The sequence below is a fragment of the Actinomadura geliboluensis genome (genome assembly GCF_005889745.1).
GTDB lineage: Bacteria > Actinomycetota > Actinomycetes > Streptosporangiales > Streptosporangiaceae > Spirillospora > Spirillospora geliboluensis.
The window spans coordinates 14,939-36,072 of record NZ_VCKZ01000032.1; the positions used below are offsets into that span (position 1 = coordinate 14,939).

General features: G+C 72.3%; 24 protein-coding genes. 12 read left to right on the plus strand and 12 right to left on the minus strand.

All coding sequences use genetic code 11. The features are described from left to right. Positions 1–6: 6 nt before the first annotated feature. Positions 7–264, minus strand: coding sequence for a YbjQ family protein (locus tag ETD96_RS07395; RefSeq protein WP_138635531.1), 258 nt, complete (start codon positions 262–264; stop codon positions 7–9). 175 nt (positions 265–439) lie between these two features. On the opposite strand from ETD96_RS07395, the gene ETD96_RS07400 reads away from it, so the two are divergent. Continuing rightward, entirely contained in the window at positions 440–2,098 is a 1,659-nt protein-coding gene (locus ETD96_RS07400; RefSeq protein ID WP_138635532.1) for a catalase, read from the plus strand. Positions 2,099–2,165: 67 nt separating this feature from the next. On the opposite strand, the gene ETD96_RS07405 is transcribed toward ETD96_RS07400, so the two are convergent. The 3 genes from ETD96_RS07405 to ETD96_RS07415 form a co-directional block, all read right to left on the minus strand. Next, on the minus strand, positions 2,166–2,636 hold the full coding sequence (locus ETD96_RS07405; RefSeq protein WP_138635533.1) for a PucR-like N-terminal domain-containing protein: 471 nt from the start codon (positions 2,634–2,636) through the stop codon (positions 2,166–2,168). A gap of 88 nt (positions 2,637–2,724) precedes the next feature. Beyond that, on the minus strand, positions 2,725–3,492 hold the full coding sequence (locus ETD96_RS07410; protein WP_138635534.1) for a MerR family transcriptional regulator: 768 nt from the start codon (positions 3,490–3,492) through the stop codon (positions 2,725–2,727). A 320-nt stretch (positions 3,493–3,812) separates the two neighbouring features. Further along, positions 3,813–4,037 carry a hypothetical protein gene (locus ETD96_RS07415; protein ID WP_138635535.1) on the minus strand — a complete coding sequence of 75 codons (225 nt, stop codon included), beginning with the start codon at positions 4,035–4,037 and terminating at the stop codon, positions 3,813–3,815. Positions 4,038–4,331: 294 nt separating this feature from the next. Here ETD96_RS07415 and ETD96_RS07420 point away from each other — a divergent pair, with 294 nt between their 5' ends. Further along, the gene (locus ETD96_RS07420) at positions 4,332–5,213 is read left to right on the plus strand and encodes a helix-turn-helix domain-containing protein (protein ID WP_171068907.1); all 882 of its coding nucleotides are present in this window, start codon (positions 4,332–4,334) and stop codon (positions 5,211–5,213) included. A gap of 23 nt (positions 5,214–5,236) precedes the next feature. On the opposite strand, the gene ETD96_RS07425 is transcribed toward ETD96_RS07420, so the two are convergent. After that, complete coding sequence (locus tag ETD96_RS07425; RefSeq protein ID WP_138635537.1) at positions 5,237–6,343, minus strand: pyridoxal-phosphate dependent enzyme; 1,107 nt, start codon at positions 6,341–6,343, stop codon at positions 5,237–5,239. An 89-nt stretch (positions 6,344–6,432) separates the two neighbouring features. Here ETD96_RS07425 and ETD96_RS07430 point away from each other — a divergent pair, with 89 nt between their 5' ends. The 4 genes from ETD96_RS07430 to ETD96_RS07440 all read left to right on the plus strand — a co-directional run bounded on the left by ETD96_RS07430 (position 6,433) and on the right by ETD96_RS07440 (position 9,252). Continuing rightward, a complete protein-coding gene (locus tag ETD96_RS07430) occupies positions 6,433–7,347 on the plus strand; it encodes a LysR substrate-binding domain-containing protein (protein WP_138635538.1) in 915 nt (304 codons plus the stop codon). A gap of 107 nt (positions 7,348–7,454) precedes the next feature. Continuing rightward, positions 7,455–7,730, plus strand: a complete 276-nt coding sequence (locus tag ETD96_RS07435) for a hypothetical protein (protein ID WP_138635539.1) — start codon at positions 7,455–7,457, stop codon at positions 7,728–7,730. A gap of 34 nt (positions 7,731–7,764) precedes the next feature. After that, positions 7,765–7,929, plus strand: a complete 165-nt coding sequence (locus tag ETD96_RS44470; RefSeq protein WP_171068908.1) for a hypothetical protein — start codon at positions 7,765–7,767, stop codon at positions 7,927–7,929. Positions 7,930–8,091: 162 nt separating this feature from the next. After that, positions 8,092–9,252: an RNA-guided endonuclease InsQ/TnpB family protein gene (locus tag ETD96_RS07440; protein ID WP_240807347.1), complete on the plus strand. Its 1,161-nt coding sequence runs from the start codon at positions 8,092–8,094 to the stop codon at positions 9,250–9,252. Positions 9,253–9,352: 100 nt separating this feature from the next. On the opposite strand, the gene ETD96_RS07445 is transcribed toward ETD96_RS07440, so the two are convergent. Next, positions 9,353–9,607: a hypothetical protein gene (locus tag ETD96_RS07445; protein WP_138635540.1), complete on the minus strand. Its 255-nt coding sequence runs from the start codon at positions 9,605–9,607 to the stop codon at positions 9,353–9,355. Between the two features lie 116 nt (positions 9,608–9,723). Between ETD96_RS07445 and ETD96_RS07450 the strand changes: the two genes are divergently transcribed. The 3 genes from ETD96_RS07450 (at position 9,724) to ETD96_RS45750 (ending at position 13,372) form a co-directional block, all read left to right on the plus strand. After that, the gene (locus ETD96_RS07450; protein ID WP_240807349.1) at positions 9,724–10,479 is read left to right on the plus strand and encodes a MerR family transcriptional regulator; all 756 of its coding nucleotides are present in this window, start codon (positions 9,724–9,726) and stop codon (positions 10,477–10,479) included. Between the two features lie 56 nt (positions 10,480–10,535). Then, complete coding sequence (locus tag ETD96_RS07455; RefSeq protein ID WP_138635542.1) at positions 10,536–12,299, plus strand: S9 family peptidase; 1,764 nt, start codon at positions 10,536–10,538, stop codon at positions 12,297–12,299. Positions 12,300–12,442: 143 nt separating this feature from the next. Then, positions 12,443–13,372 carry a hypothetical protein gene (locus ETD96_RS45750; RefSeq protein ID WP_205719150.1) on the plus strand — a complete coding sequence of 310 codons (930 nt, stop codon included), beginning with the start codon at positions 12,443–12,445 and terminating at the stop codon, positions 13,370–13,372. A gap of 24 nt (positions 13,373–13,396) precedes the next feature. Here the strand turns inward: ETD96_RS45750 and ETD96_RS07465 are convergent, their stop codons facing one another. From ETD96_RS07465 to ETD96_RS07475, 3 genes are all read right to left on the minus strand, one after another. Further along, positions 13,397–14,065 (minus strand): TetR/AcrR family transcriptional regulator, encoded by a 669-nt coding sequence (locus ETD96_RS07465; protein ID WP_138635543.1) that lies wholly within the window; start codon positions 14,063–14,065, stop codon positions 13,397–13,399. 92 nt (positions 14,066–14,157) lie between these two features. After that, positions 14,158–15,234: an aspartate-semialdehyde dehydrogenase gene (locus ETD96_RS07470; protein WP_138635544.1), complete on the minus strand. Its 1,077-nt coding sequence runs from the start codon at positions 15,232–15,234 to the stop codon at positions 14,158–14,160. Between the two features lie 137 nt (positions 15,235–15,371). Beyond that, a complete protein-coding gene (locus ETD96_RS07475; protein WP_138635545.1) occupies positions 15,372–16,646 on the minus strand; it encodes an aspartate kinase in 1,275 nt (424 codons plus the stop codon). A 204-nt stretch (positions 16,647–16,850) separates the two neighbouring features. Between ETD96_RS07475 and ETD96_RS07480 the strand changes: the two genes are divergently transcribed. Further along, the gene (locus ETD96_RS07480) at positions 16,851–17,207 is read left to right on the plus strand and encodes a hypothetical protein (RefSeq protein WP_138635546.1); all 357 of its coding nucleotides are present in this window, start codon (positions 16,851–16,853) and stop codon (positions 17,205–17,207) included. A 31-nt stretch (positions 17,208–17,238) separates the two neighbouring features. Here the strand turns inward: ETD96_RS07480 and ETD96_RS07485 are convergent, their stop codons facing one another. The 3 genes from ETD96_RS07485 to ETD96_RS07495 are packed head-to-tail and all read right to left on the minus strand — an operon-like array spanning position 17,239 to position 18,841. Beyond that, entirely contained in the window at positions 17,239–17,796 is a 558-nt protein-coding gene (locus ETD96_RS07485) for a DUF5063 domain-containing protein (RefSeq protein ID WP_138635547.1), read from the minus strand. Further along, positions 17,789–18,388, minus strand: coding sequence for a recombination mediator RecR (recR, locus tag ETD96_RS07490; protein WP_131936043.1), 600 nt, complete (start codon positions 18,386–18,388; stop codon positions 17,789–17,791). The genes ETD96_RS07485 and recR overlap by 8 nt, the downstream gene beginning before the upstream one ends. A gap of 45 nt (positions 18,389–18,433) precedes the next feature. Continuing rightward, the gene (locus ETD96_RS07495; protein ID WP_138635548.1) at positions 18,434–18,841 is read right to left on the minus strand and encodes a YbaB/EbfC family nucleoid-associated protein; all 408 of its coding nucleotides are present in this window, start codon (positions 18,839–18,841) and stop codon (positions 18,434–18,436) included. Positions 18,842–19,030: 189 nt separating this feature from the next. Between ETD96_RS07495 and ETD96_RS07500 the strand changes: the two genes are divergently transcribed. Beyond that, positions 19,031–19,609, plus strand: a complete 579-nt coding sequence (locus ETD96_RS07500) for a sugar O-acetyltransferase (RefSeq protein ID WP_138635549.1) — start codon at positions 19,031–19,033, stop codon at positions 19,607–19,609. A 147-nt stretch (positions 19,610–19,756) separates the two neighbouring features. Continuing rightward, positions 19,757–20,962, plus strand: coding sequence for an NAD(P)/FAD-dependent oxidoreductase (locus tag ETD96_RS07505; RefSeq protein WP_138635550.1), 1,206 nt, complete (start codon positions 19,757–19,759; stop codon positions 20,960–20,962). The last annotated feature ends 172 nt before the right edge of the window (positions 20,963–21,134 follow it).

Here is a 21,134-nt window from a genome sequence, read left to right on the forward strand (position 1 = left end):
CCGGGCTCACGCGGGCGGCGGCCCCGGGTCGCCGCCCAGGACGACGGCGGTCCCCATCAACGCGTAGCGGTCCACCATCACGTGGCTGGAGAAGGTCGCGAACCGCAGCCCGACAACGGCATGCGCACCGCGCGAGGCCGCCGACATGGCGAGCGACTCAAGCCCCTGCCCGATGTCCGTCGCCACGGTCCAGACGGGCCAGGCGTGCGTCACCGGCGGGCTCCCGTCGATGGGAACCGTGTCGGTCGTGTAAATGGGGATCACCGGCCACATCCTTTCCACGGCCCTGAGCCATGGCAAACCCCGCCCCCAGACCCACCTGGGCCTGCCGACGAGCGGGGACGGCGTGATCCCGGGGTTTACCTGTTCCGGGCCGTTCAATTGCTCCTTTTCGGGTAGGTGCGCACCCGAAGCAGTGGTGGAGAGGAGAGAGCGCGTCGTGACGGACGTATCGAGCATGGGGCCGCAGCCGGGGGACGATCGTCCGGTACTGACCAACCGGCAGGGCCACCCGGTCTACGACAACCAGAACCAGCGGACGGTCGGATCCCGGGGCCCGGCCACGCTGGAGAACTACCAGTTCCTGGAGAAGATCAGCCACTTCGACCGGGAGCGGATCCCGGAAAGGGTCGTCCACGCGCGCGGCGTGACGTCCTACGGCTTCTTCGAGGCGTACGGGAAATGGGGCGATGAGCCCATCGAGACCTACACCCGCGCGAAGCTGTTCCAGGGCGCCGGGAAGCGCACCCCCATCGCGCTGCGCTTCTCCACGGTCATCGGCGGCCGGGACTCCGCGGAAACGGCCCGCGACCCGCGCGGATTCGCCATCAAGTTCTACACGGAGGACGGCAACTGGGACCTCGTCGGCAACAACCTGGCGGTGTTCTTCATCCGGGACGCCATCAAGTTCCCCGACGTCATCCACGCCCTCAAGCCGGACCCGGTGACGTTCCGGCAGGAGCCGGCGCGCATCTTCGACTTCATGTCGCAGACGCCCGAGTCGATGCACATGCTCGTCAACCTGTTCAGCCCGCGCGGCATCCCGGCCGACTACCGGCACATGCAGGGCTTCGGCGTGAACACCTACAAGTGGGTGAACGCGACGGGCGAGACGAAGCTCGTCAAGTACCACTGGATCCCGAAACAGGGCGTGCGGAGCATGACCGGGGAGGACGCGGCCAACGTGCAGGCCGGCGACCTCGGGCACGCCACGAAGGACCTGCACGACGCCATCGACCGCGGCGACTTCCCGGAATGGGAGCTGGTCGTGCAGATGATGGACGACCACGAGCATCCGGAACTCGACTTCGACCCGCTCGACGACACCAAGGTGTGGCCGGAGAACGACTTCCCGCCGAAGCCGGTCGGCCGGATCGTCCTGGACCGGAACGTCGACAACAACTTCGCCGAGAACGAGCAGATCTCCTTCGGCACCGGGGTCCTGGTGGACGGCCTCGACTTCTCCGACGACAAGATGCTCGTCGGGCGGACGTTCTCCTACAGCGACACCCAGCGCCACCGCGTCGGCCCCAACTACCTGCAACTGCCCGTCAACCAGGCCAAGGGCGCGAAGGTGCGGACGAACCAGCGCGACGGCGAGATGGCGTACTACGTGGACGGCGGCGGCGAGAACCCGCACGTGAACTACGAGCCGTCCATCACGGGCGGGCTGCGCGAGGGCCAGTACCCGACCCATGACGAGCAGGGCCCGGAGATCCGGGGCCGGCTGACCCGCATGCGCATCGCGCGGGCGAACGACTACAAGCAGGCCGGCCAGCGCTACTGCCTCATGGAGGAATGGGAGCGCGACGACCTCGTCCACAATTTCGTGGATCTCATCTCGCAGTGCGCGCGTCCGGTCCAGGAGCGGATGGTGTGGCATTTCCTGCTCGTCGATGACGACCTCGGGCTGCGCGTCGGCGAGGGCCTCGGCATCAAGCCGGAGGACGTCGAGCACCTGGACCCGCTGCCCGGCCAGACCCTCACCGACGAGGACGGGCAGCGGCTCGCGAACCTCGGCAGGAACGGGTCCCGCGACGTCAGCGGCCTGAAGATGACCCACTGCGTCCCGAACGAGCGGGCCGTCGTGCACCGCTAGCCGCGGAAGGACGACATCCCCGACCGGGCCGTGGCGCACACGCCCGGTCAGGGAGGTCGTCGCGCGGCTAGTTGTCGCTGAGCAGCGGGTAGAGGCGGCGCGCCACGGCGGGGCGCGTCGCGCGGCGGTGGCCGTCGATCGCGGCCTCGACGATCGCGCTCTCGGCGGTGAACGCGGTCCGCATGACCGCGATGAACTCGGCCGTCGGCGGGTAGAGGCGGGATGCCGCGCCGGCCGTGCGGCGGACGAGCACGCGCGCGGCGGTGCGCAGCGCCGACTCGAAGTGGCGGACGTCGTGCCCGGCGCACGCCTCGCCGGCGCCGAGCGCGCGGAACACCGGCAGCACGGCGCGCGCCTCGCGGGCGCCGGAGTAGACCGCGATGGCCTCCGTGACGAGGTTCGCGATCTCGTCCGGGCCCAGCCGGGTGTAGGCGGGGACGCGGGCGGCGACCTCGCCGGCCACCTCGGCGGTGATCTCGTCGGCCCGGTCGGCGAGGAACCGGTACAGCGCCGCCCGACCGTCGTTCGTCCCTGGCACCGTGCGACCCCCTCACGACTCGCTCCCAGTCCTGACTGGGACTGTTGGCCGAGAGTAACCAATCCCGCGGGGCTGCGGTAGGGGTATGTTACCGGCGCGTAGGCCGGATTCGCTGCCCGATTTCCGAAATGTCCTTGGTCAGCCGGCGGTCCATCGCGCGGGCGAGATGCTCGTCGGCGACGGTCCTGGCGATCGGGCGCAGCCGCGCCACGAGCTCGGCGAGCCGGTCCAGGTCCGCCGGGGACGGATCGCCGTCCCGCCGGTCCAGGAGATGCCCCCTGACCAGCTGGACGAAACCGAACGCCATCCGGTCGAACGCCGCCTCCAGCTCCCAGCTCATGGCGAGGATCGCGGGCAGCGGGATCCCGGCGCGCACCAGCTGGACGGCGGCGTCGAACAGCCGCGGGCTGTTGATCACGACCCGGTCGCCGGCCACCGTGAGGTGCCCCAGCTCGACCGCCTCCGCGATGTGCTCCGGGGCCAGCCGGCCCTCGAAGGCCGCGGTCAGCTCGTCCATGGCGATCTCGGCCCGCGCCCGGTCCGCCCAGGGGGTGGCGGCCGCCCACGCGAAGCCGAGCAGCTCGGTGACGCCGCGCCCCGCGTCCGCCGCGGCGAGCAGCTCCCCGATGCCGCTCAGCCGGTGCCCGCGGTCGAGCAGGTCCGCGATCAGGCGCAGCCGCTCCAGGTGGGAGTCGTCGTAGAGGGCGATCCGGCCCTGCCTGCGCGGCATGGGCAGCAGCCGCCGCTCCTGGTAGTAGCGCAGCGTCCGGACCGGCACGCCCGCCTCGGCCGCCAGCTCCTCGACCCGGTACTCGCGCCCGCGCCCGTCCGCGCGGCCGCGCCCGTCCTCGCCCATGTCGCGCTCACCTTAACAATCCGCACTGTAACCATCGGCACTGTCAGCATCGCTGCATCGTGAGGCGCTCGGGGGAGAACGTCTCTCGTCGGCACGGGACCCGGCATCTGGTCATCTCGATCGGATGCCGCCGCATCCGTCGCCTCGGGCGTCCCATGGACTCTGCTTCGTCCTCGAAACGCCCGAGCACCGTACGGATGCCTACGCGTGCCCGCTCGCCAACCGCTCAACGACAGAGCACGCTACAAAGGTCCAAGCCGACTCTCCAGGCCGACTCCGGACACCGGCTGCACACCGGCTGGACGCTGATCGGGCGCTGGTCAGATGCGGGCCAGGCGTCGCACCCTTCTGGGCACCAGTCTGTGATCGTGCGCGGCGGGCCGGTGGCGGTGCGCCCCGCGGTGGCGCCGGCCCCGATGCCGGCGGGACGCGGCGGCGGCGGCCAGCCCGAGGACGAGCGCCAGGACCAGCGCCCACCGCATGGGTGAGCGCGCGGGCTCGTCCGGGGGTTCGTGCTCCTTCCGAGCACGCCGAGATAGCCTCATGAGCTACGCCCTTCTCTTGCGTCGACTGCTGGGACGGGCCAGGGCGGCCTCCTGTCTGATCCACGGGAGGCCGCCCACTTCTGTCTTGACGACCCTTCGGTCAGGGTCATCGAATCGCCCGCAATCCTCCTGCATCGTTCGTGCATCCGCAAGGCACTCTGCACGTGCATGCATTGCTCGATTGTTCAAATGCACGTGCATCTGCACGCGTGAGCCGGTTTCCGGCGTAGGATGCTCGGTGCGCGGCGCCCACGTCCGCCCTGGCAGCAGTTCGTCCGAGAGCTTGGAGCCGCATTGACCGCAGGGCAGGGCATGGAGCCGCCGACCGGCCTCGTCCGGGGGCCGATGGCGCGCCGCCTGCTCCTCGGCACCGAACTGCGCAGGCTGCGCGTGCTGAGCGGCGTCACCCGCGAGGACGCCGGATACCTCATCCGGGGCAGCGCCTCGAAGATCAGCCGGATGGAGCTCGGGCGCGCGGCGGTCAAGGAGCGGGACGTCGCCGACCTGCTGGCTCTCTACGGCGTCGCCGAGGACGAGCGCGAACCCCTCCTCCGGCTCGCCCGGGAGGCCGCCGAGCGCGCGTCATGGCGGCGCTACGGCGACATGGTCCCGTCCTGGCGGCACCGGTACCTGGACATGGAGGAGGACGCCGACCACGTCCGGGCCTACAGCCCCGGCGGCATCCCCGAAGCGCTGCAGACCGAGGAGTACGCGCGCGCCTGCCTGCGCAGCAGGAGCCTGCAGGCCGGCGCGTCCGAGATCGACGAGAGGCTCTACGTCCGCCTCATGAACCGCCGGTTCGACCGCGCCGTCCACCGGACGTTCACGGCCGTGGTCGACGAGGCGTCGCTGCGGCGGCTGACGGGCGACCGCGACACCGTCCGCAGCCAGCTGGAACGCCTGGCGGCCGCGAACGAGCAGGCGGGAAGCCAGCTGAGGGTCATCCCCCTCGGCAGCCCGGCGGCGCCGATCGTCCAGCAGCCCTTCACCATGCTGCTGTTCGAGAAGGCGGAGATCCCGGACGTCGTCTACGTCGAGTTCCTGACGACCGCCCTCTACCTCTCCAGGGCCATGGAGACCGCCGCCTACGAGAACACCTGGGACCGCCTCCATGCAGCGTCCCTCTCCCCTGAGGACAGCCGAACCCTCCTAGACGGCCTACTGGAAAGAAGCTGACACCACGCACCTCCCATGCCCGGTCAGGGCAGGGAAGGGTTTGCGGCTCGGCCCTCGGTGTTCAGCAGGACGACGGTCTCGGTGTGCTCAGGGGCAAGGTGGCGGCGGTGGGGCGAGGCTAGGGCGATACGGGTTCCTGCTAGGGAAGCTGCTCCGCACGGGCCCGCAGACAGGCCGAGGGCAGCGAGGTCCTGCGCGGCGCAGGCCGTTTCGGGGTCGGTGACGGTCACGGCCGCGTCCAGGCCGGACTGCAGGACGGGCCAGGCCAGGCTGGACGGCGTCGCACAGTTGAGGCCCGCCATGGCGGTCGAGCCCGTCTCGACGGTCAGCGGCCCACCGTGGTGAAGGCTCGCCAGCACACAGGGCGCGGCGTCGGGCTCCACAGAGAGGACAGTAGGCCGGGCCGGGCCCGACCTGTAGTGGGTCACAGCCGCCTGTGCGAGCGAGCCCACGCCCACTGGGACGGCCACCAGGCCCGCCGGCGCGGCACCCGCCTCGGCCAGCTGCTCGTCGATCTCGGTGAACAGGGTGGAGTAGCCCTCGACGATCCACCGGGGGACGCGTTCGTAGCCGGGCCAGGCCGTGTCCTGGACGAGCAGGGCCGACGGGTCGGCGGCGGCCTCCTTCGCGGCGGCCCGCACCGCCTCGTCGTAGGGGCCGGGGACCTCGGTCAGGCCCGCGCCCGCCGCCTTGATCGCGGCCATCGCCGCGGGATGCACGCCGTACGGGACGTAGACGTCGGCCGGCGCGCCGAGGAGCCGCGCCATCTCGGCCACGGCGCGGCCGTGGTTGCCGTCCGTCGCCGTGATGAGCCGGACCGGGCCCCGCGCGCGCAGCCGCTCCAGCGAGGCGTCCGGGAGCCGGTACCTGTCGCGGAGTGCCCGCGCGATCCCCCACGAGGCGCCGAGGATCTTGAAGGCGGGGAGGCCGAGGCGGGACGACTCGTCCTTCACGAAGAGCCGGCGGACGCCCAGGTCGGCGGCCAGCGACGGCAGTTCCACGAGCGGCGTCGGGGCATGGCCGGGGAGCGTCCGGTGGAAGGCGGCTACGCCGTGCGGCGCGGGCGGGCAGGTCCAGGCGCGGGCGGCGGGACGGGTGAACCGGCGGGCCGGGGCGGGAGCGGTGACCATGGGACCCACGCTTCCGCAGCGGTCTATGGTCGGTCCAGCGAATGTTTTCGAGCGATGTTCATCAGCCGAGCCGATGAATGGGGCCTGCCTTGCTGGATCTGCACCGGCTGCGCCTGCTGCGCGAGCTGAAGCACCGGGGGACGCTCGCCGCCGTGGCGGAGGCCCTGTCGTACAGCCCGTCGTCGATCTCGCAGCAGCTCTCCGTCCTGGAGCGGGAGGCGGGGGTGCGGCTGCTGGAGCCGGTGGGACGCCGGGTCCGGCTGACCGCGCAGGCGGAGATCCTCGTCGCGCACACCGAGGCGGTGCTGGAGCGGCTCGAACGCGCGGAGGCCGACCTCGCGGCGTCGCTGGAGGGCCTCACGGGCGTGCTGCGGGTCGCCGCGTTCCAGACCGCGGCGCTCGCGCTCGTCCCGGACGCGCTGACCCGGCTCCGCGCCGCCCACCCGCGGCTGCGCATCGAGATCACCCAGCGGGAGCCGGAGAGCGCGCTCCCCGCCCTGCTCGCACGGGACTTCGACCTCGTGCTCACCGAGGAGTACCCGGGGGAGCCGGGACCGCGCCCGGCGGGCGTCGAGTACAAGGAGCTCGGCGAGGACGAGATCCGCCTCGCCCTCCCCGCCGACGGCGCCGGAGCGGGAGACGGCGGGTTGCGGAAGGCGGCGGGGGTGCCGTGGGTCCTGGAGCCGCCCGGGACGGCGTCGCGGCACTGGGCGACGCGGCTGTGCCGGGAGGCCGGGTTCGAGCCGGACGTGCGGTTCGAGTCGACCGACCTGCTGCTCCACCTGCGGCTGGTGGAGCACGGCCACGCGGCGGCGCTGCTGCCCGGCCTGGTGTGGGCGGGGCAGCAGCCGACGGTGCCGGTCGTCCGGCTGCCGGCGCGGCAGCGGACCCGGCGGCTGTTCACCGCGTCCCGGCGGGGCGGCGGCGGCCACCCGGCCGTGCGCGCGTTCCGGACGGCACTCGGCCGCGGATTCGCGGACCGGAACCCCCGGATCGGGGGATGACCCCACCGCGGTTAGGGGTTTTCCCCTATGGCGATTACTTCGCGCTGGAGGCAGAGTCGTATCCGGCAGCAGGGGACCGAGGCTCCTCCCCGGGAAGAAGGCACACGATGTCGAACACGCCGACCCTCACCTCGATGACCACCTCCGACCTGGCCGAAGTCCTGTTCTGCTGCGGGCTGCAGGAGTCCGACCGCCCCACCGCCGAGCAGGTCCGCGCGGCGATCCGCGACCGGATCGGCGCCTGCGGCGGGGACAGCTCCGGCTGCGTCGCCCTCGTCGCGCAGGAGGCGGGCGACCACCCCGAGATCTACCGCGCCCGGATGCGCTGGGCGCTCAGCACCGTGTCCCGGGCGTACCGGGGGCTCGGCACCGCCGCGGCCTGATCCCGGACGGCAACCGCTCACCAGGGAGATTCCGATGCGTTCACCGCTCATCGACCGGCGCAGGGACACCCTTCCCCGATCGGACATCCTGCCGCGTTCGCTGCGCGACCTGATCGCCGCCGAGGCGGGCGCCCAGGTCGCGGACGAGAGGCGGCGGCACCGGCAGCGCAAGGTCAGGGCCGCCCGGCGGGCCCCCTAGCCCTCGACAAGGCCGATGTGTGCCCGGCCCTCAGCAGGCTTCTAGCGAGGAATCCCGGTCCTTTGGGCTGGGAGGAATCACTCCCCTCGCGCGCGGCGCGTCCAGCGCCGCCAGGGTCCACTCCACACCAACCGATAGACTGTAATGATACAGTCACAGACTGTGAAATTGGTGGTGCAGGTCAAGCTCCTGCCGACGCCCGAGCAGGCGGCGGCGCTGGCCGACACCCTCCACCAGGTCAACACCGCCGCCAACCACGTGGCGGTCGTGGCCTTCGAGGAGTTCGGGCAGCGCGGCCGTGAACTGCCCTTGCGGAGGCTGTGCTACGGCGACCTCAAAGCCGCCGGGCTCGGCGCCCAGGCCGCCCAGCACGTGATCAAACGAGTCGTGGACGCCTACACCACCCTCCGGGCCACCATCCGCAACGGCCGCCTCGGCAGCCCGGCATCCGCGCGGCGCCGCAAGGCCGAGTCCAAACCGATCGTGTTCCGCCCGGACGCCGCGCACACCTTCGATGACCGGTGCCTGTCGTGGCAGTTGGACGCGGGCACCGTCAGCATCTGGACGGTGGCCGGGCGGTGCAAGAACCTCAGGTTCGCCTGCTCCCCCGACCAGGCCAAGATGCTGGCCGCGCACCGCAAAGGCGAGTCGGACCTGGTCCACCGGGACGGGAAGTGGTTTCTGCTCGCCACCTGCGAGGTTCCCGAACCGGACGTCTACGAGCCCGCCGACTGGATCGGGGTGGACCGCGGCATCGTCAACCTGGCCACCACCAGCGACGGCGACAACCACCAGGGCCGCCGCCTTTCCCGGTACCGGCGCTGGCAGGCCCGCAAACGCGCCGAACTCCAGGCCAAACGCACCCGCGCGGCGGCCCGGCTGCTGAAGAAACGAGCCCGCCGGGAGTCCAGGCACGCCCGGCACGTCAACCACACCATCGCCAAACAGGTCGTCGCCGTCGCGGCACGCACCGGACGCGGCATCGCACTCGAAGAACTGAGTGGGATCCGCGCACGGGTCACGGTTCCACGCGACCAGCGGGCACGCCTGTCATCCTGGCCCTTCCACCAACTCGGCGAGTTCATCGCCTACAAGGCACGCCGACACGGGGTGCCGTTCATCGCGGTGGATCCGGCCTACACCTCCCAGCGCTGCCCCCGCTGCGGCCACACCGACCGCGGCAACCGCCGTAGCCGGGACCACTTCACATGTCGCCGGTGCGGCCTCGCTGGGCCCGCCGACATCGTCGCCGGGATCAACGTGCGCGACCGCGCACGCTCGGCGTGGGTATTCGTCAACATGCCCCAACCCGCCCCCGCATAGCGTGCGGGGCTGGTGGATGCGACCCGTGACCGCCCCGCCGTAACGGGCAGTCGGGAGCGCAAACGAAGTCCGAAGGACCGAACCGGCAAGCCCGGTCCTCTCAGGGCCAAGTAGTTGACTGGCGGGTTTTGGTCTTGCTCGTCTTCTTGTGCTTGGACTTGTGCTTGGACTTGTGCTTGGAGCCGCCGCCCGACTCCCACTCGTAGCCGGGCGTGTTGCTCTTGCAGTAGCTGTCGCTGACCTTGGTGTCGGTCGCGTCGTGCTCGCACCACCGGTTCTGGCCGCCGCACGCGGTCAGCCCGAAGGCGGCGACCAGGACGGTCAGCGCGAGTGCGGTGGAACGGCTCTTGGGCATGGTCGGCCTTTCTCTGCCTGGGTGAAACGCAGGTCAGACGCGAGCGGCGGGGATCGCGTTCCGCCGCCGGGCGGCACCGGATTGTCCGTCTCCGGCCGCGAACTATGCTGACGCCCGTGAACGAAGAGGCGACGGACGAGCAGACCGGCGACGGCGTCCGCGAGTACCGCATCGGCGAGCTCGCGGCGGCGGCCGGCGTCCCCGTGCGGACGCTGCGCTACTACCAGGAGCGCAAGCTGCTGCCGCCGCCCCGCCGGGAGGGGCGCATCGGCCTCTACTCCGAGGACCATCTGGCCCGCCTCCGCATGATCGGGAACCTGCTCGAACGCGGCCACACCCTGGAGGGCATCCGCGAGCTGCTGTCGGCGTGGGAGCAGGGCCGCGACATCGGCACCGTCCTCGGCGTGGAGAAGGCCGTCACGACGCCGTGGTCGAACGAGGTCCCGGTCACGATGACGCTGGCGGAGCTGGCGGCGCTGTTCCCCGGCGAGGCCGTCGGCCCCGACGCCGTCGAGCGGGCGGTCGCCCTCGGCCACATCGAGGTGGACGGCGACCGCGTCACCCACTGGAGCCGCCGCCAGCTGGACGCGACCGTCGCGCTCGTCCGGGCCGGGGTGCCGCTGGACGCGGTGCTGTCGGTGGCCAAGGAGCTCCAGCGCAGCATGGACGACCTCGCCGGCATGTTCGTCGGGCTGATCGCCGCGCACGTCGTCAAGAACGTCGGCGACCAGGACCTCGGCGAGCTCACCGAGACCCTCGCCCAGCTGCGTCCGGGCGCGCAGGTGTCGGTCGAGGCGGGGTTCGCGCGCGCGATGGACCGGCAGGTCCGCGCCGCCATCGACGAGCTGCTCGGCCGCCTGTCCAGCTCCTGACCGTCCCGTGCCGCGGCCCGGCCCGGTGCCGCTGATCGGCGGCGATACTGGTGGGCATGGTCGATGACGAGCGATGGAAGGCGCGGTTCCGCGCCGCCCGGATGAGCCTGCCCCGCTGGGCGCGTGACGCCCCGGACCGGAGCCTCTACCGGTCGAACGTGACCGGGACGTGGGAGATCTACAGCTGGGACCGGGGCACCGGCGCGCAGCGCCAGGTGACCGACCGCCCCAACGGCACGTGGATGGGCACCATCGACCCGGCCGGCGAGTGGGTGTGGTGGTTCGCCGACACCGACGGGGACGAGTTCGGCGTCTGGAACCGCGCACGGTTCGGGGAGGCGGAGAGCGCTCCGGCCGTTCCAGGGCTGGAGCCGTCGTATCCGTCCGGGCTGTCCCTGGGCCGTAGCGGCCTCGCCGTCATCGGACGGACGACCGAGGACGGCAACACCGTCCACCTGTGCCGCCCCGACGCGGAGCCCGAGGTGCTCTACCACCACGCGGAGGACGCGCACATCGCCGCTCTGTCCCGCGACGAGAGCCTCATCGCGATCGGGCACAGCGAGCACGGCGACAGCCGCCACATGGCGCTGCGCGTGCTGCGCCCCGACGGGACCGTGGTCGCCGACCTCTGGGACGGCCCCGGCAAGGGCGTCTACGGCGCCGGGTTCGCCCCGGTCGACGGCGATTCGCGGCTGCTGGTCAACCATGAGCGGCGCGGCCGCGACGAGATGCTCATCTGGGACCCGGTCGCCGGGACCGAGCGGGAGATCGTCCTCGACCTGCCCGGCGAGATCGGCGCCGACTGGTACCCCGACGGCACCGCGCTGCTGGTCTCCCACTCGCACGAGGCGCGCGACGAGCTGTACCGCTACGACCTGGACGGCGGCTCGCTGACCAGGATCGACACCCCGCGCGGCGTGATCGGCGGGGCCGCCGTCCGGCCGGACGGGACTGTCGAGTTCTCCTGGTCGTCGGCCGCCGAGCCGCCGGTGATCCGCTCCACCTCCGGCGCGGTCGTGCTCACCCCGCCCGGACCGGCCGCGCCGCCGTCCGTGCCGGTCGAGGACGTGTGGGTGGACGGCCCCGGCGGCCGCATCCACGCGCTGGTCAGCAAGCCGGACGGCGACCGCCCGTACCCGACGGTGTTCGACGTCCACGGCGGGCCGACCGCGCAGGACGACGACTCGTTCACGCCGGTCGCCGCCGCCTGGGTCGACCACGGGTTCGCGGTCGTCCGCGTCAACTACCGGGGCTCCACCGGGTACGGCTCGCAGTGGCGGGACGCCATCGAGGGCCGCGTCGGGCTCACCGAGCTGGAGGACATCAAGGCCGTCCGCGACTGGGCGGTCGGGTCGGGCCTCGCGGACCCGGCCCGGCTCGTCCTGACGGGCGGCTCGTGGGGCGGCTTCCTCACCCTGCTCGGCATCGGCACGCAGCCGGACGACTGGAGCGTCGCCGTCGCCGCCGTCCCCGTCGCCGACTACGTCGCCGCGTACGAGGACGAGATGGAGGGCCTCCAGGCGTTCGACCGCTCCCTGTTCGGCGGCTCGCCGGACGAGGTCCCGGACCGCTACCGCGAGTCGTCCCCGATCACCTACGTCGAGGCGGTCAAGGCGCCGGTGCTGGTGCTGGCCGGGGAGAACGACCCGCGCTGCCCGATCCGGCAGATCGACAACTACCTCGGCCGCCTCGCCGAGCTGGGCCTCCCGCACGAGGTGTACCGGTACGACGCGGGGCACGGCTCGCTCGTCGTCGAGGAGCGGATCACCCAGATGGCCGCCGAGATCGGCTTCGCCCGGAAGCATCTCGGTATGTCGTGATCTATCCCGGGGGTGGGCGGCGCGGGCCGCCCGCCCCCGGTTTACAAGATCGAACCTCGGGCATCCCTCCGAGCGGCCGGCGGCCGCCAGGCAGGCCCCGGCCCGCCCCCCGGTACAGGAGAACACCGATCGGGGGGATCCCAGTGACATGTCTTCGGCACGCCCATGCGCTCGTCCAGCACGCCTTCGGTGAACGAATACCGAGGCCGCACGGCCCCGCCTTCCGCCTGACCGCGCTGGTCATGGCCTTGGGCGCCGCCGCTACGGCCCTCACCCCCGTCCCGTCCGCCGCCGCGTCGGCGAGCGACGACCCGCCTCGCGCCCGGCGGGCCGCACCGGCCGAGGCTCCCCCGCACGCGATTCTGCTGTCCGCACCGGCATCGCGGGTTCCCGGCGGCGCGCCCGCGAACGCGCGCAGGGCGCCCGAACCGGTGGAGCGGCAGGCCGCGCCCACCGAACCGCCGCCACCGACCGCACCCCAGCCGCCCACCGAACCGGAGCCGCTCATCGCACCGCCGCCGCTCACCGCACCGCAGCTGCCCAGCTCGCCGTCATCGACCGCCACGGCGGAGGAGGAGCCCGCGACACCGGCGTCCGCGCAGGACGCCTCGCAGGCGGACGCCCCGAAGGCCCCGAAGCAGGACGCCCCGCAGCAGAGCGCCCTCCCGGAACTGCCCGACTCGCTGCGGCTGGAGCAGCGGTTCGCCGAGTACACGCTGCGCGGCAACGGCATCCGGTGGCGCTCGACCGGCGGCTGCTCCGACCGGACGGTCCGCACCTGCACCTCCTTCGAGGGCGTCCGGTGGGGGACGGTCAAGGGCCTGATCCGCTTCGCCAGGTCGAGCGGCTGCAAGATCACCGTGACCGGCGGCACCGAGCACGGCCACGCGAGCGGCACCTACAGCCATGCGAACGGCTACAAGCTGGACATCTCCCCCACCCGCTGCGTGGACGCCGCGATCAAGCGCCACCCGTACGCCGGCCGGCGGGGCGACGGCGCCCGCCTCTACCGGTCACCGGACGGCACGCTCTTCGCCCGCGAGAAGGACCACTGGGACATCACCTTCCGCTGACCCGCGTCCCCCGTGCCGCCCGGGTCAGGCGCGGACCTCGCGGATGATGCCCACGAGCTCCCGCGTCACCGACTTGAACCCCGGCAGCCGGGACATCGCCACCATGCGGTTGACGAGCGGGACCGTCCGCTCCACGAGGAGGTAGGTCTTGCGGCAGCCGGGGGAGCTGTCGTGCACCCAGTACAGGACGATGCCCATCGAGTAGATCCACAGGAGTTCGGGCAGCTCGGCCCGGAACTCCTTGTCGATCTTCAGATCGGAGCCCTCCACGACCTCGCGGTAGATCGCGACCGCCGACTCGCGGGCCGGGCCCGACTCGGCGCTGAACGGGTTGAGCGGGCTGGTCGGCTCGGCGGCGAACTTGAAGAACTTCCCGGCGAACTCGTGGTACGGCACCATCGTGTCGACCCGGGCCCGCAGCACGCCCAGCAGCCGGGCCGCGAACTCCGTCTCGGTGTCCAGGACGGCCCGGCAGGCGGCGACGTGCTCGTCCTGCAGCTCGTCGTAGTACGCCTGGATCAGCTCTTCCTTGGACCCGAAGTAGTAGTAGGCGTTGCCGACCGAGACGCCCGCCTCCTTGGCGATCGCCCGCATCGTCGTCGCGTCGTATCCGCGCTCCCGGAACAGGCGCAGCGCCGTCTGGACGATCACGGCCCGCGTCTGCTCGGACTTCACGGCCTTCGTCTCGGTCACGCATGCCACCTTAAATCCCTGCCGCGGCGTCCGCTCATGCCCCGGCCGCCGTCCGGCGCGGCCGGGACGCCGCCCGCCGGGGCGGACCGGGGTCAGGCGGTCAGTTCGGCGGCGACCAGTTCGGCCGTCTGGACGGTGTTGAGCGCGGCGCCCTTGCGGAGGTTGTCCCCGGACAGGAACAGGTCGAGCGCGTGCGGGTCGTCGAGCGAACGGCGGACGCGGCCCGCCCAGACCGGGTCGGTGCCGGCGGCGTCGGACGGCGTCGGGAACTCGTGCGTGTCCGGGTTGTCGCAGAGCACGACGCCGGGCGAGCGGGCGAGGATCCCCTGCGCCTCCCGCTGGTCGACGGGCTCCTCGAACACGGCGTGCACGGCCATCGAGTGCCCGATGACGACGGGGACGCGGACGCAGGTCGCCGACACCTTCAGGTCGGGCAGGCCGAGGACGCGGCGGGTCTCGTCGCGGAGGGCGATCTCGTCGGACGTCCAGCCGCCGTCCTCGCCCGTCCCCGCCCAGGGCACGACGTTCAGCGCGAGCGGCGCAGGGAACGGGCCGAGGTCGCCGACCGCGCCGCGCATCGCGCCGGGGCGGTGGCCGAGCGTGCGGTCGCCGCCGACCTTCTCCAGCTGCGCGTACAGGGTGTCGACGCCGTCCCGGCCGGCGCCGGACGCCGCCTGGTAGGACGCGATGACCAGCTCCCGGAGCCCGTACCGGTCGTGCAGCGCGCCGACGGCGGCGATCATGGTGAGGGTCGCGCAGCCGGGGCCCGCGACGATGCCGCGCGGCCGGTCCCGGACCCGCTCGGGGTTCACCTCCGGGACGACGAGCGGGACGTCCGCTGCGGTCCGGAACGCGCGCGACGCGTCGACCGCCACGGCGCCGCGGGCGGCCGCGACCGGCGCCCATTCGGCGGCCACCGCGTCCGGCACGGCGAAGATCGCGACGTCGGCGCCCGCGAAGACTCCGGGCGCGAGCGGCACGACCTCGGCCGGCGCGCCGCGCACCTGGAGCACGCGCCCGGCGGACCGCGCCGACCCGGCGAGGCGGATCTCCCCGTAGACGTCCCGGCGGATGGACAGCAGGTCGAGCAGCACCGCACCGACCGTCCCGGTGGCGCCGGCGACCGCGAGGGTCGGCAGCCCGGAGGCGGAGCCCGTCGTCGCACTCACATCCACAGAACTACCGCCGTCCACCCCCGGTTCCCAAAACGGCCCACACCCGCTGGAATCACAGCGAAACAGCCCGGCTCCCGGACATGCGAAAGGCCGCGCCGGCCCCGGTACGGGACGGCGCGGCCCGCGCGGTGTCAGCGGCCGGTGCCGCCGTAGACGACGGCCTCGACCTGGTCGGAGTCCAGGTCGAAGGCGTGGTGCGCGGCGGCGACCGCGGTGTCGATGTCGTCCTGCGCGACGACGACCGAGATCCGGATCTCCGAGGTGGAGATCATCTCGATGTTCACCCCGGCCTCGGCGATCGCGCTGAACAGCTTCGCGGTCACGCCGGGGTGCGAGCGCATCCCGGCGCCGATCAGCGACACCTTGCCGATGCGGTCGTCGTAGCGGAGCGACTCGAAGCCGATCCGCTCCTTCAGCTTGTTCAGCGCGGTCAGCGCGCTCTGCCCGTCGGTGGACGGCAGGGTGAACGAGATGTCGGTGCGCCCGGTGGACGCCGCCGACACGTTCTGCACGATCATGTCGATGTTGATCTCGGCCTCGGACAGCACCGAGAAGATCGTGGCGGCCTCACCCACCTTGTCGGGCACCCCGACCACGGTGATCTTGGCTTCGCTCCGGTCGTGCGCGACGCCGGAGATGATCGCCTGCTCCATGTCCTGTCCTTCGATCTCGCTGCTGTCGACGACCCACGTGCCCTCCTTCTGACTGAACGAGGACCGCACATGGATCGGGATGTTGTAGCGGCGCGCGTACTCCACGCAGCGCAGGTGCAGGATCTTCGCACCGCTCGCCGCCATCTCCAGCATCTCCTCGTAGGAGATCTTCGGGATCTTACGGGCGGCGGGCACGATGCGCGGGTCGGCGGTGAAGACGCCGTCGACGTCGGAGTAGATCTCGCAGACGTCGCCGTCCAGCGCGGCGGCGAGCGCCACCGCGGTGGTGTCGGAACCGCCGCGGCCGAGCGTGGTGATGTCCTTGGTGCCCTGCGAGACGCCCTGGAAGCCGGCCACGATGCAGATCGAGCCCTCGTCCAGCGCGGTCCTTATCCGGCCCGGCGTCACGTCGATGATCTTGGCTTTGCCATGCGAGCCGTCGGTGATCACGCCGGCCTGGGAGCCGGTGAACGAGCGGGCCTCGTGGCCCAGGTTCGCGATGGCCATGGCCAGCAGCGCCATCGAGATCCGCTCGCCGGCGGTGAGCAGCATGTCCAGCTCACGGCCCGGCGGCAGGGGGCTGACCTGCTTGGCCATATCGATGAGATCATCCGTCGTGTCGCCCATGGCGGAGACGACGACGACCACGTCGTTGCCCGCCTTCTTCGTTGCGACGATGCGCTGGGCGACCCGCTTGACGCCATCGGCGTCGGCGACGGAGGAGCCACCGTACTTCTGCACGACAAGAGCCACGAGTGGGCGCTCCTCGGATCGGGGTCAGGCGTACCGGACGTCGAGTCTACCGAGCCCGCTCCGATGGATCACGACCAGGTAACTGCCGGAGGCCGCCGGGGGTCCGCGCGAGGCGAATGTTCCCGGCGGACCACCACAAGGTAGGGCAAAGCGTCTATGTAGCGGCGGGGTGTGGGCGGCGCGCCCGGTTCGTGCCGCCCGCCGGTGATCCGGCGCGTCCGCGGCCTGGGCCGGGCGCGGGCGCGCGCCGTGGTGTCCGAGCTGATGGGAGAGCCGATGGGCGCGTTCGACGAGCTGCCGAGGGTGCGCAGGGGGCCGCTGCATGCGCTGTACGCGGCACTGCGGCGGCGCGCGCCGCAGATGTCCGCGGCGCGTCCGGACGGCGGCGTCCTGAACGTCGGCTACCGGGGCCGCACCGCCCAGGTCGTCTGGGACGGCGACCTCGGCGTGTTCGCCTGGGACGAGCCCGACGGCGGGCGGATCGGACCCGACGTCGAGAAGGCGGCCGAGGTCGTCGCGGCGGCGCTGGACGCGCCGGTGAGCCCCGGCGCGTCCGGCTAGACGGGCGCAGCCTCCCGCCGGGCGCGCGCGGCTAGGCGGGCGCGGCCTCCGCCTCGGCCTCCGGAGCGACGTCCAGGCGGGCGTTCGCGACGAACGCGTGCAGGGCCCGCAGCGCGGCGCCGGCGTGGTTGCCCCAGTGGTTGAAGTAGGAGTACTGCCACCACCACAGGGCCTCCAGGGGACGGTCCTGGTTGTAGTGCCGCAGCCCGTGGACGAGGTCGCTGGCGACGTCGACCAGGTCGTCCGACAGGCGGTAGGCGGTGGTCTCGGTGTCCTTGTACGGGTCGAAGACCTCGGCGTACTCGTCCAGCGCGACGAGGCGCTCCGACAGGCCCTGCCGGACGGCGTCCAGGTCCGGGTCGTCGCCGACCTCGGGCTCCCAGTTGTCCGGGAGGATGACGTCGGCGCTGGCGCCGAGCTGCGCGCCGGCCAGGATGACCTGCGACACCTCAAGGAGGAGGAGCGGGATCGTGTGCCGCCCGCCGTCGCCGCGGGCGACCGCCTCCAGTCCGTTCAGGTAGTTGTCGACATGGCACGCCACGCGCTCGGCGAGGGCGTTCCAGTCCTGCGGGCTGTTGGTGTCAGACATCGAGCAGCCTCCGTCCTTCGAATGCGCGGCCCAGCGTCACCTCGTCCGCGTACTCGAGGTCGCCACCCACCGGCAGGCCGCTGGCCAGACGGGTGACGGTAAGGCCCATGGGCTTGACGAGCCGGGCGAGGTACGTCGCGGTCGCCTCGCCCTCCAGGTTCGGGTCGGTGGCGAGGATCAGCTCGGTGACCGTCCCGTCCGCGAGCCGCTGCATCAGCTCGCGGATGCGCAGGTCGTCCGGGCCGACGCCCTCGATCGGGCTGATCGCGCCGCCGAGCACGTGGTAGGTGCCGCGGAACTCGCGGGTCTTCTCGATCGCGACGACGTCCTTGGACTCCTCCACCACGCAGATGACGTGCGGATCGCGGCGGGCGTCCCGGCAGATCCGGCACTCCTCCTCCTCCGCGACGTTCCCGCACGTCTTGCAGAAGCGGACCTTGTCCTTGACCTCCTTGAGCGCCTTCCCGAGCCGTTCGACGTCGGCCGGGTCGGCGGCGAGCAGGTGGAAGGCGATCCGCTGCGCGCTCTTGGGGCCGACGCCGGGCAGCCTGCCCAGCTCGTCGATGAGGTTCTGGACCACCCCTTCGTACAACGGACCCCTCCTTTCCTAGTCGTCCGCTCTCCTGGTCGCTCGCGCTCAGGCGCCCTGGCCGCCACCGCCGCCGAGGCCCGGGAAGCCGCCGGGCAGACCGCCTCCGGGGAGACCGCCGCCGGGCATGCCGCCGCCGAGCCCCTGCGCGAGCGGCCCCATCTTCTCCTGCTGGAGTTCCTGCACCGCGCGTCCGGCGTCGCGGATCGCGGCCAGGACGAGATCGGCGATCGTCTCCGCCGTGTCGGCCGGGTCGTCGGCGTCGATCGCCTTCGGATCGATCGCCAGGCCCGTGACCTCGCCCTGCCCGTTGACCGTCGCCGTGACGAGCCCGCCGCCCGCGGTGCCCTGCACCTCGGCCTCCGCGAGCTCGCGCTGCGCGGTGAAGAGCTGCTGCTGCATGGCCTGCGCCTGCTGCAGAAGCTCCTGCATGTTCAACTGACCACCGGGTTCCACGGTGCACTCCCTACTTCCGGCCCCCGAGGGCCTGCTCTCTGGCGCTCCGCCAGCCGCCGGACGTCCGTCCCACGAGACTACGGGTTCGCGCCATGATGCGGTAAGTACGCCGGTCACGATCTTGGCCAGAGTGCTCCCACGCTTGATCCGCGCCAAACCCGGGGCGGGGGCCCGGCTAGGCTCGCGCCGATGACCGACTTCTTCGCCGGGGACCCGCGCAGCAACCGGGAGCGGATGCTGGCCGGTGACCTCTACATCGCCGACGACCCCGACCTGGAGGCGGCGTCCAGGCGGGCCGTCGCCCTGGCCCACCGGTACGGCGAGGTCTACGCCACCGACCCGGACGCGGCCCGCCCCATCCTGGAGAACCTCCTCGGCTCGATCGCGCCGGACGCCCATATCCGTCCGCCCCTGTACGTCGACTACGGCTCCTACATCACCGTCGGTTCCGGCACGTTCGCCAACTTCGGCCTGACCGCGCTGGACGTCGCGCCCATCACGATCGGCAGCGATGTCCAGATCGGCCCGAACGTGCAGTTGCTCACGCCGACGCACCCTCTCGCCCCGGAGCGGCGGCGGGCGAAACTGGAGGCCGCCGAGCCGATCGTGATCGAGGACAACGTCTGGCTGGGCGGCGGCGCCATCGTCCTGCCCGGGGTGACCATCGGCGAGAACAGCGTCATCGGCGCGGGCGCCGTGGTGACGAAGGACGTCCCCGCGAACGTCGTGGCCGTGGGCAACCCGGCCCGGGTGATCCGCTCCCTCTGAGGTCGCGGCGGCCTCACCGCCGCTCTCGGCCGACTCAACGGTCTCTCGACGGCGACACAGCCTGCGACGTGGTCTCGATCACACACTGTCACATCGCGCGACAGGGCGGCGTCTTGTGCTCGAACCGCTCGAAGCGAGGGAGGCATCATGACCGAGAACACCGATGTGGTCGTGGTCGGCGGCGGATACGCCGGTGTCATGGCGGCCAACCGCCTGACGCGGCGCGGCGACGTGACCGTGACGCTGATCAACCCGCGCCCGTCCTTCGTCCACCGGGTCCGCCTGCACCAACTGGTGGGCGGGACCGGCTCCGCCGTCGTCGACTACCGGGAGGTCCTGGCGGAGGGCGTCCGGCTGGTGGTCGACAGCGTGACGCGGATCGACGCGGCCGGACGCGGCGTGGAGCTGGCGAGCGGCGGCGCGGTCGGCTACGACTACCTGGTCTACGCGGCGGGCAGCGGCAGCACCGATTCGCAGGTGCCCGGCGCGGCCGAGTTCGCGTACCCGATCGCCGGCCTGGAGGAGGCGCAGCGGCTGCTGCCGGTCCTCGACGCCGCACCCGCGTCGGCCGCGGTGACGGTGGTCGGAGCCGGTCCGGCGGGCATCGAGACGGCCGCCGAACTGGCGGAGCAGGGCCGCGACGTGACCCTGGTCTGCGGCGGGGTGCTCGGCCCGTACCTGCACCCGCGCGGGCGCCGTTCGGTGGCCGGGCGGCTGGCGGAACTCGGCGTGACGGTCGTGGAGGGCCCCGGCACCACGGTGACGGCGGTGACGTCCGATGCGGTGCGGCTCGCCGACGGCCGGGAGCTGCCGAGCACGGTGACGATCTGGGCCGCCGGCTTCGGCGTCCCCGACCTCGCCGCGCGCAGCGGACTGAGCACCGATGCCCTGGGGCGCCTGCTCACGGACGAGACGCTGACCAGCGTGGACGACGAGCGCATCGTCGCGGCCGGGGACTCGGCGGCGCCGTCGGGCCTGCCGCTCCGGATGAGCTGCCAGGCCGCGATGCCGCTCGGCGCGCGGGCCGCCGACACGGTGCTCAGCCGGTTGGCGGGGGAGCGGCCCGAGCCCCTCAACCAATCGTTCGGAGCGCAGTGCATCAGCCTCGGCCGGCACACCGGCATCTTCCAGTTCGGCAACCGGTCCGACGTCGCGGTGTGGCTCCACATCGACGGCCGCCTCGGAGCGAAGATGAAGGAGACCGTGTGCAAGGGCATCGTGAAGCACCTGGCCGATGAGGCCCACAAGCCCGGCGGGTACAAACTGCACCGCGTCAAGGGAGGCGCCGGACGCCGCAAGGCCCTGCAGGCCATGCGCACCGAGGCACCGGCCGTCCTCGAACGGGTCGGCTAGGCCCGATCGGGCCGCCTGCAGCGGAAATGGTCAAGGCATGAGCGCCGTCTCGGCGGTCAGGAGTTGTCGATCTCGCGGATGATCTGGCCACCGAGTTCGCGCTGGATGAGGGCCATGCCGTTCATCTCGGCCTCGGTGCCGTCGGCGTCGGCGTCGCCTTCGGGGTCGACCT

What these genes read in the sequence shown, in the direction of transcription:
- ETD96_RS07435 (WP_138635539.1), top strand. Translation starts at nt 7,455, where the DNA reads ATGTCGAACACGCCGACCCTCACCTCGATGACCACCTCCGACCTGGCC.
- ETD96_RS07505 (WP_138635550.1), top strand. Translation starts at nt 19,757, where the DNA reads ATGACCGAGAACACCGATGTGGTCGTGGTCGGCGGCGGATACGCCGGT.
- ETD96_RS07500 (WP_138635549.1), top strand. Translation starts at nt 19,031, where the DNA reads ATGACCGACTTCTTCGCCGGGGACCCGCGCAGCAACCGGGAGCGGATG.
- ETD96_RS07485 (WP_138635547.1), bottom strand. Translation starts at nt 17,796, where the DNA reads ATGTCTGACACCAACAGCCCGCAGGACTGGAACGCCCTCGCCGAGCGC.
- ETD96_RS44470 (WP_171068908.1), top strand. Translation starts at nt 7,765, where the DNA reads ATGCGTTCACCGCTCATCGACCGGCGCAGGGACACCCTTCCCCGATCG.
- ETD96_RS07455 (WP_138635542.1), top strand. Translation starts at nt 10,536, where the DNA reads ATGGTCGATGACGAGCGATGGAAGGCGCGGTTCCGCGCCGCCCGGATG.
- ETD96_RS07445 (WP_138635540.1), bottom strand. Translation starts at nt 9,607, where the DNA reads ATGCCCAAGAGCCGTTCCACCGCACTCGCGCTGACCGTCCTGGTCGCC.
- ETD96_RS07415 (WP_138635535.1), bottom strand. Translation starts at nt 4,037, where the DNA reads ATGAGGCTATCTCGGCGTGCTCGGAAGGAGCACGAACCCCCGGACGAG.
- ETD96_RS07410 (WP_138635534.1), bottom strand. Translation starts at nt 3,492, where the DNA reads ATGGGCGAGGACGGGCGCGGCCGCGCGGACGGGCGCGGGCGCGAGTAC.
- ETD96_RS07425 (WP_138635537.1), bottom strand. Translation starts at nt 6,343, where the DNA reads ATGGTCACCGCTCCCGCCCCGGCCCGCCGGTTCACCCGTCCCGCCGCC.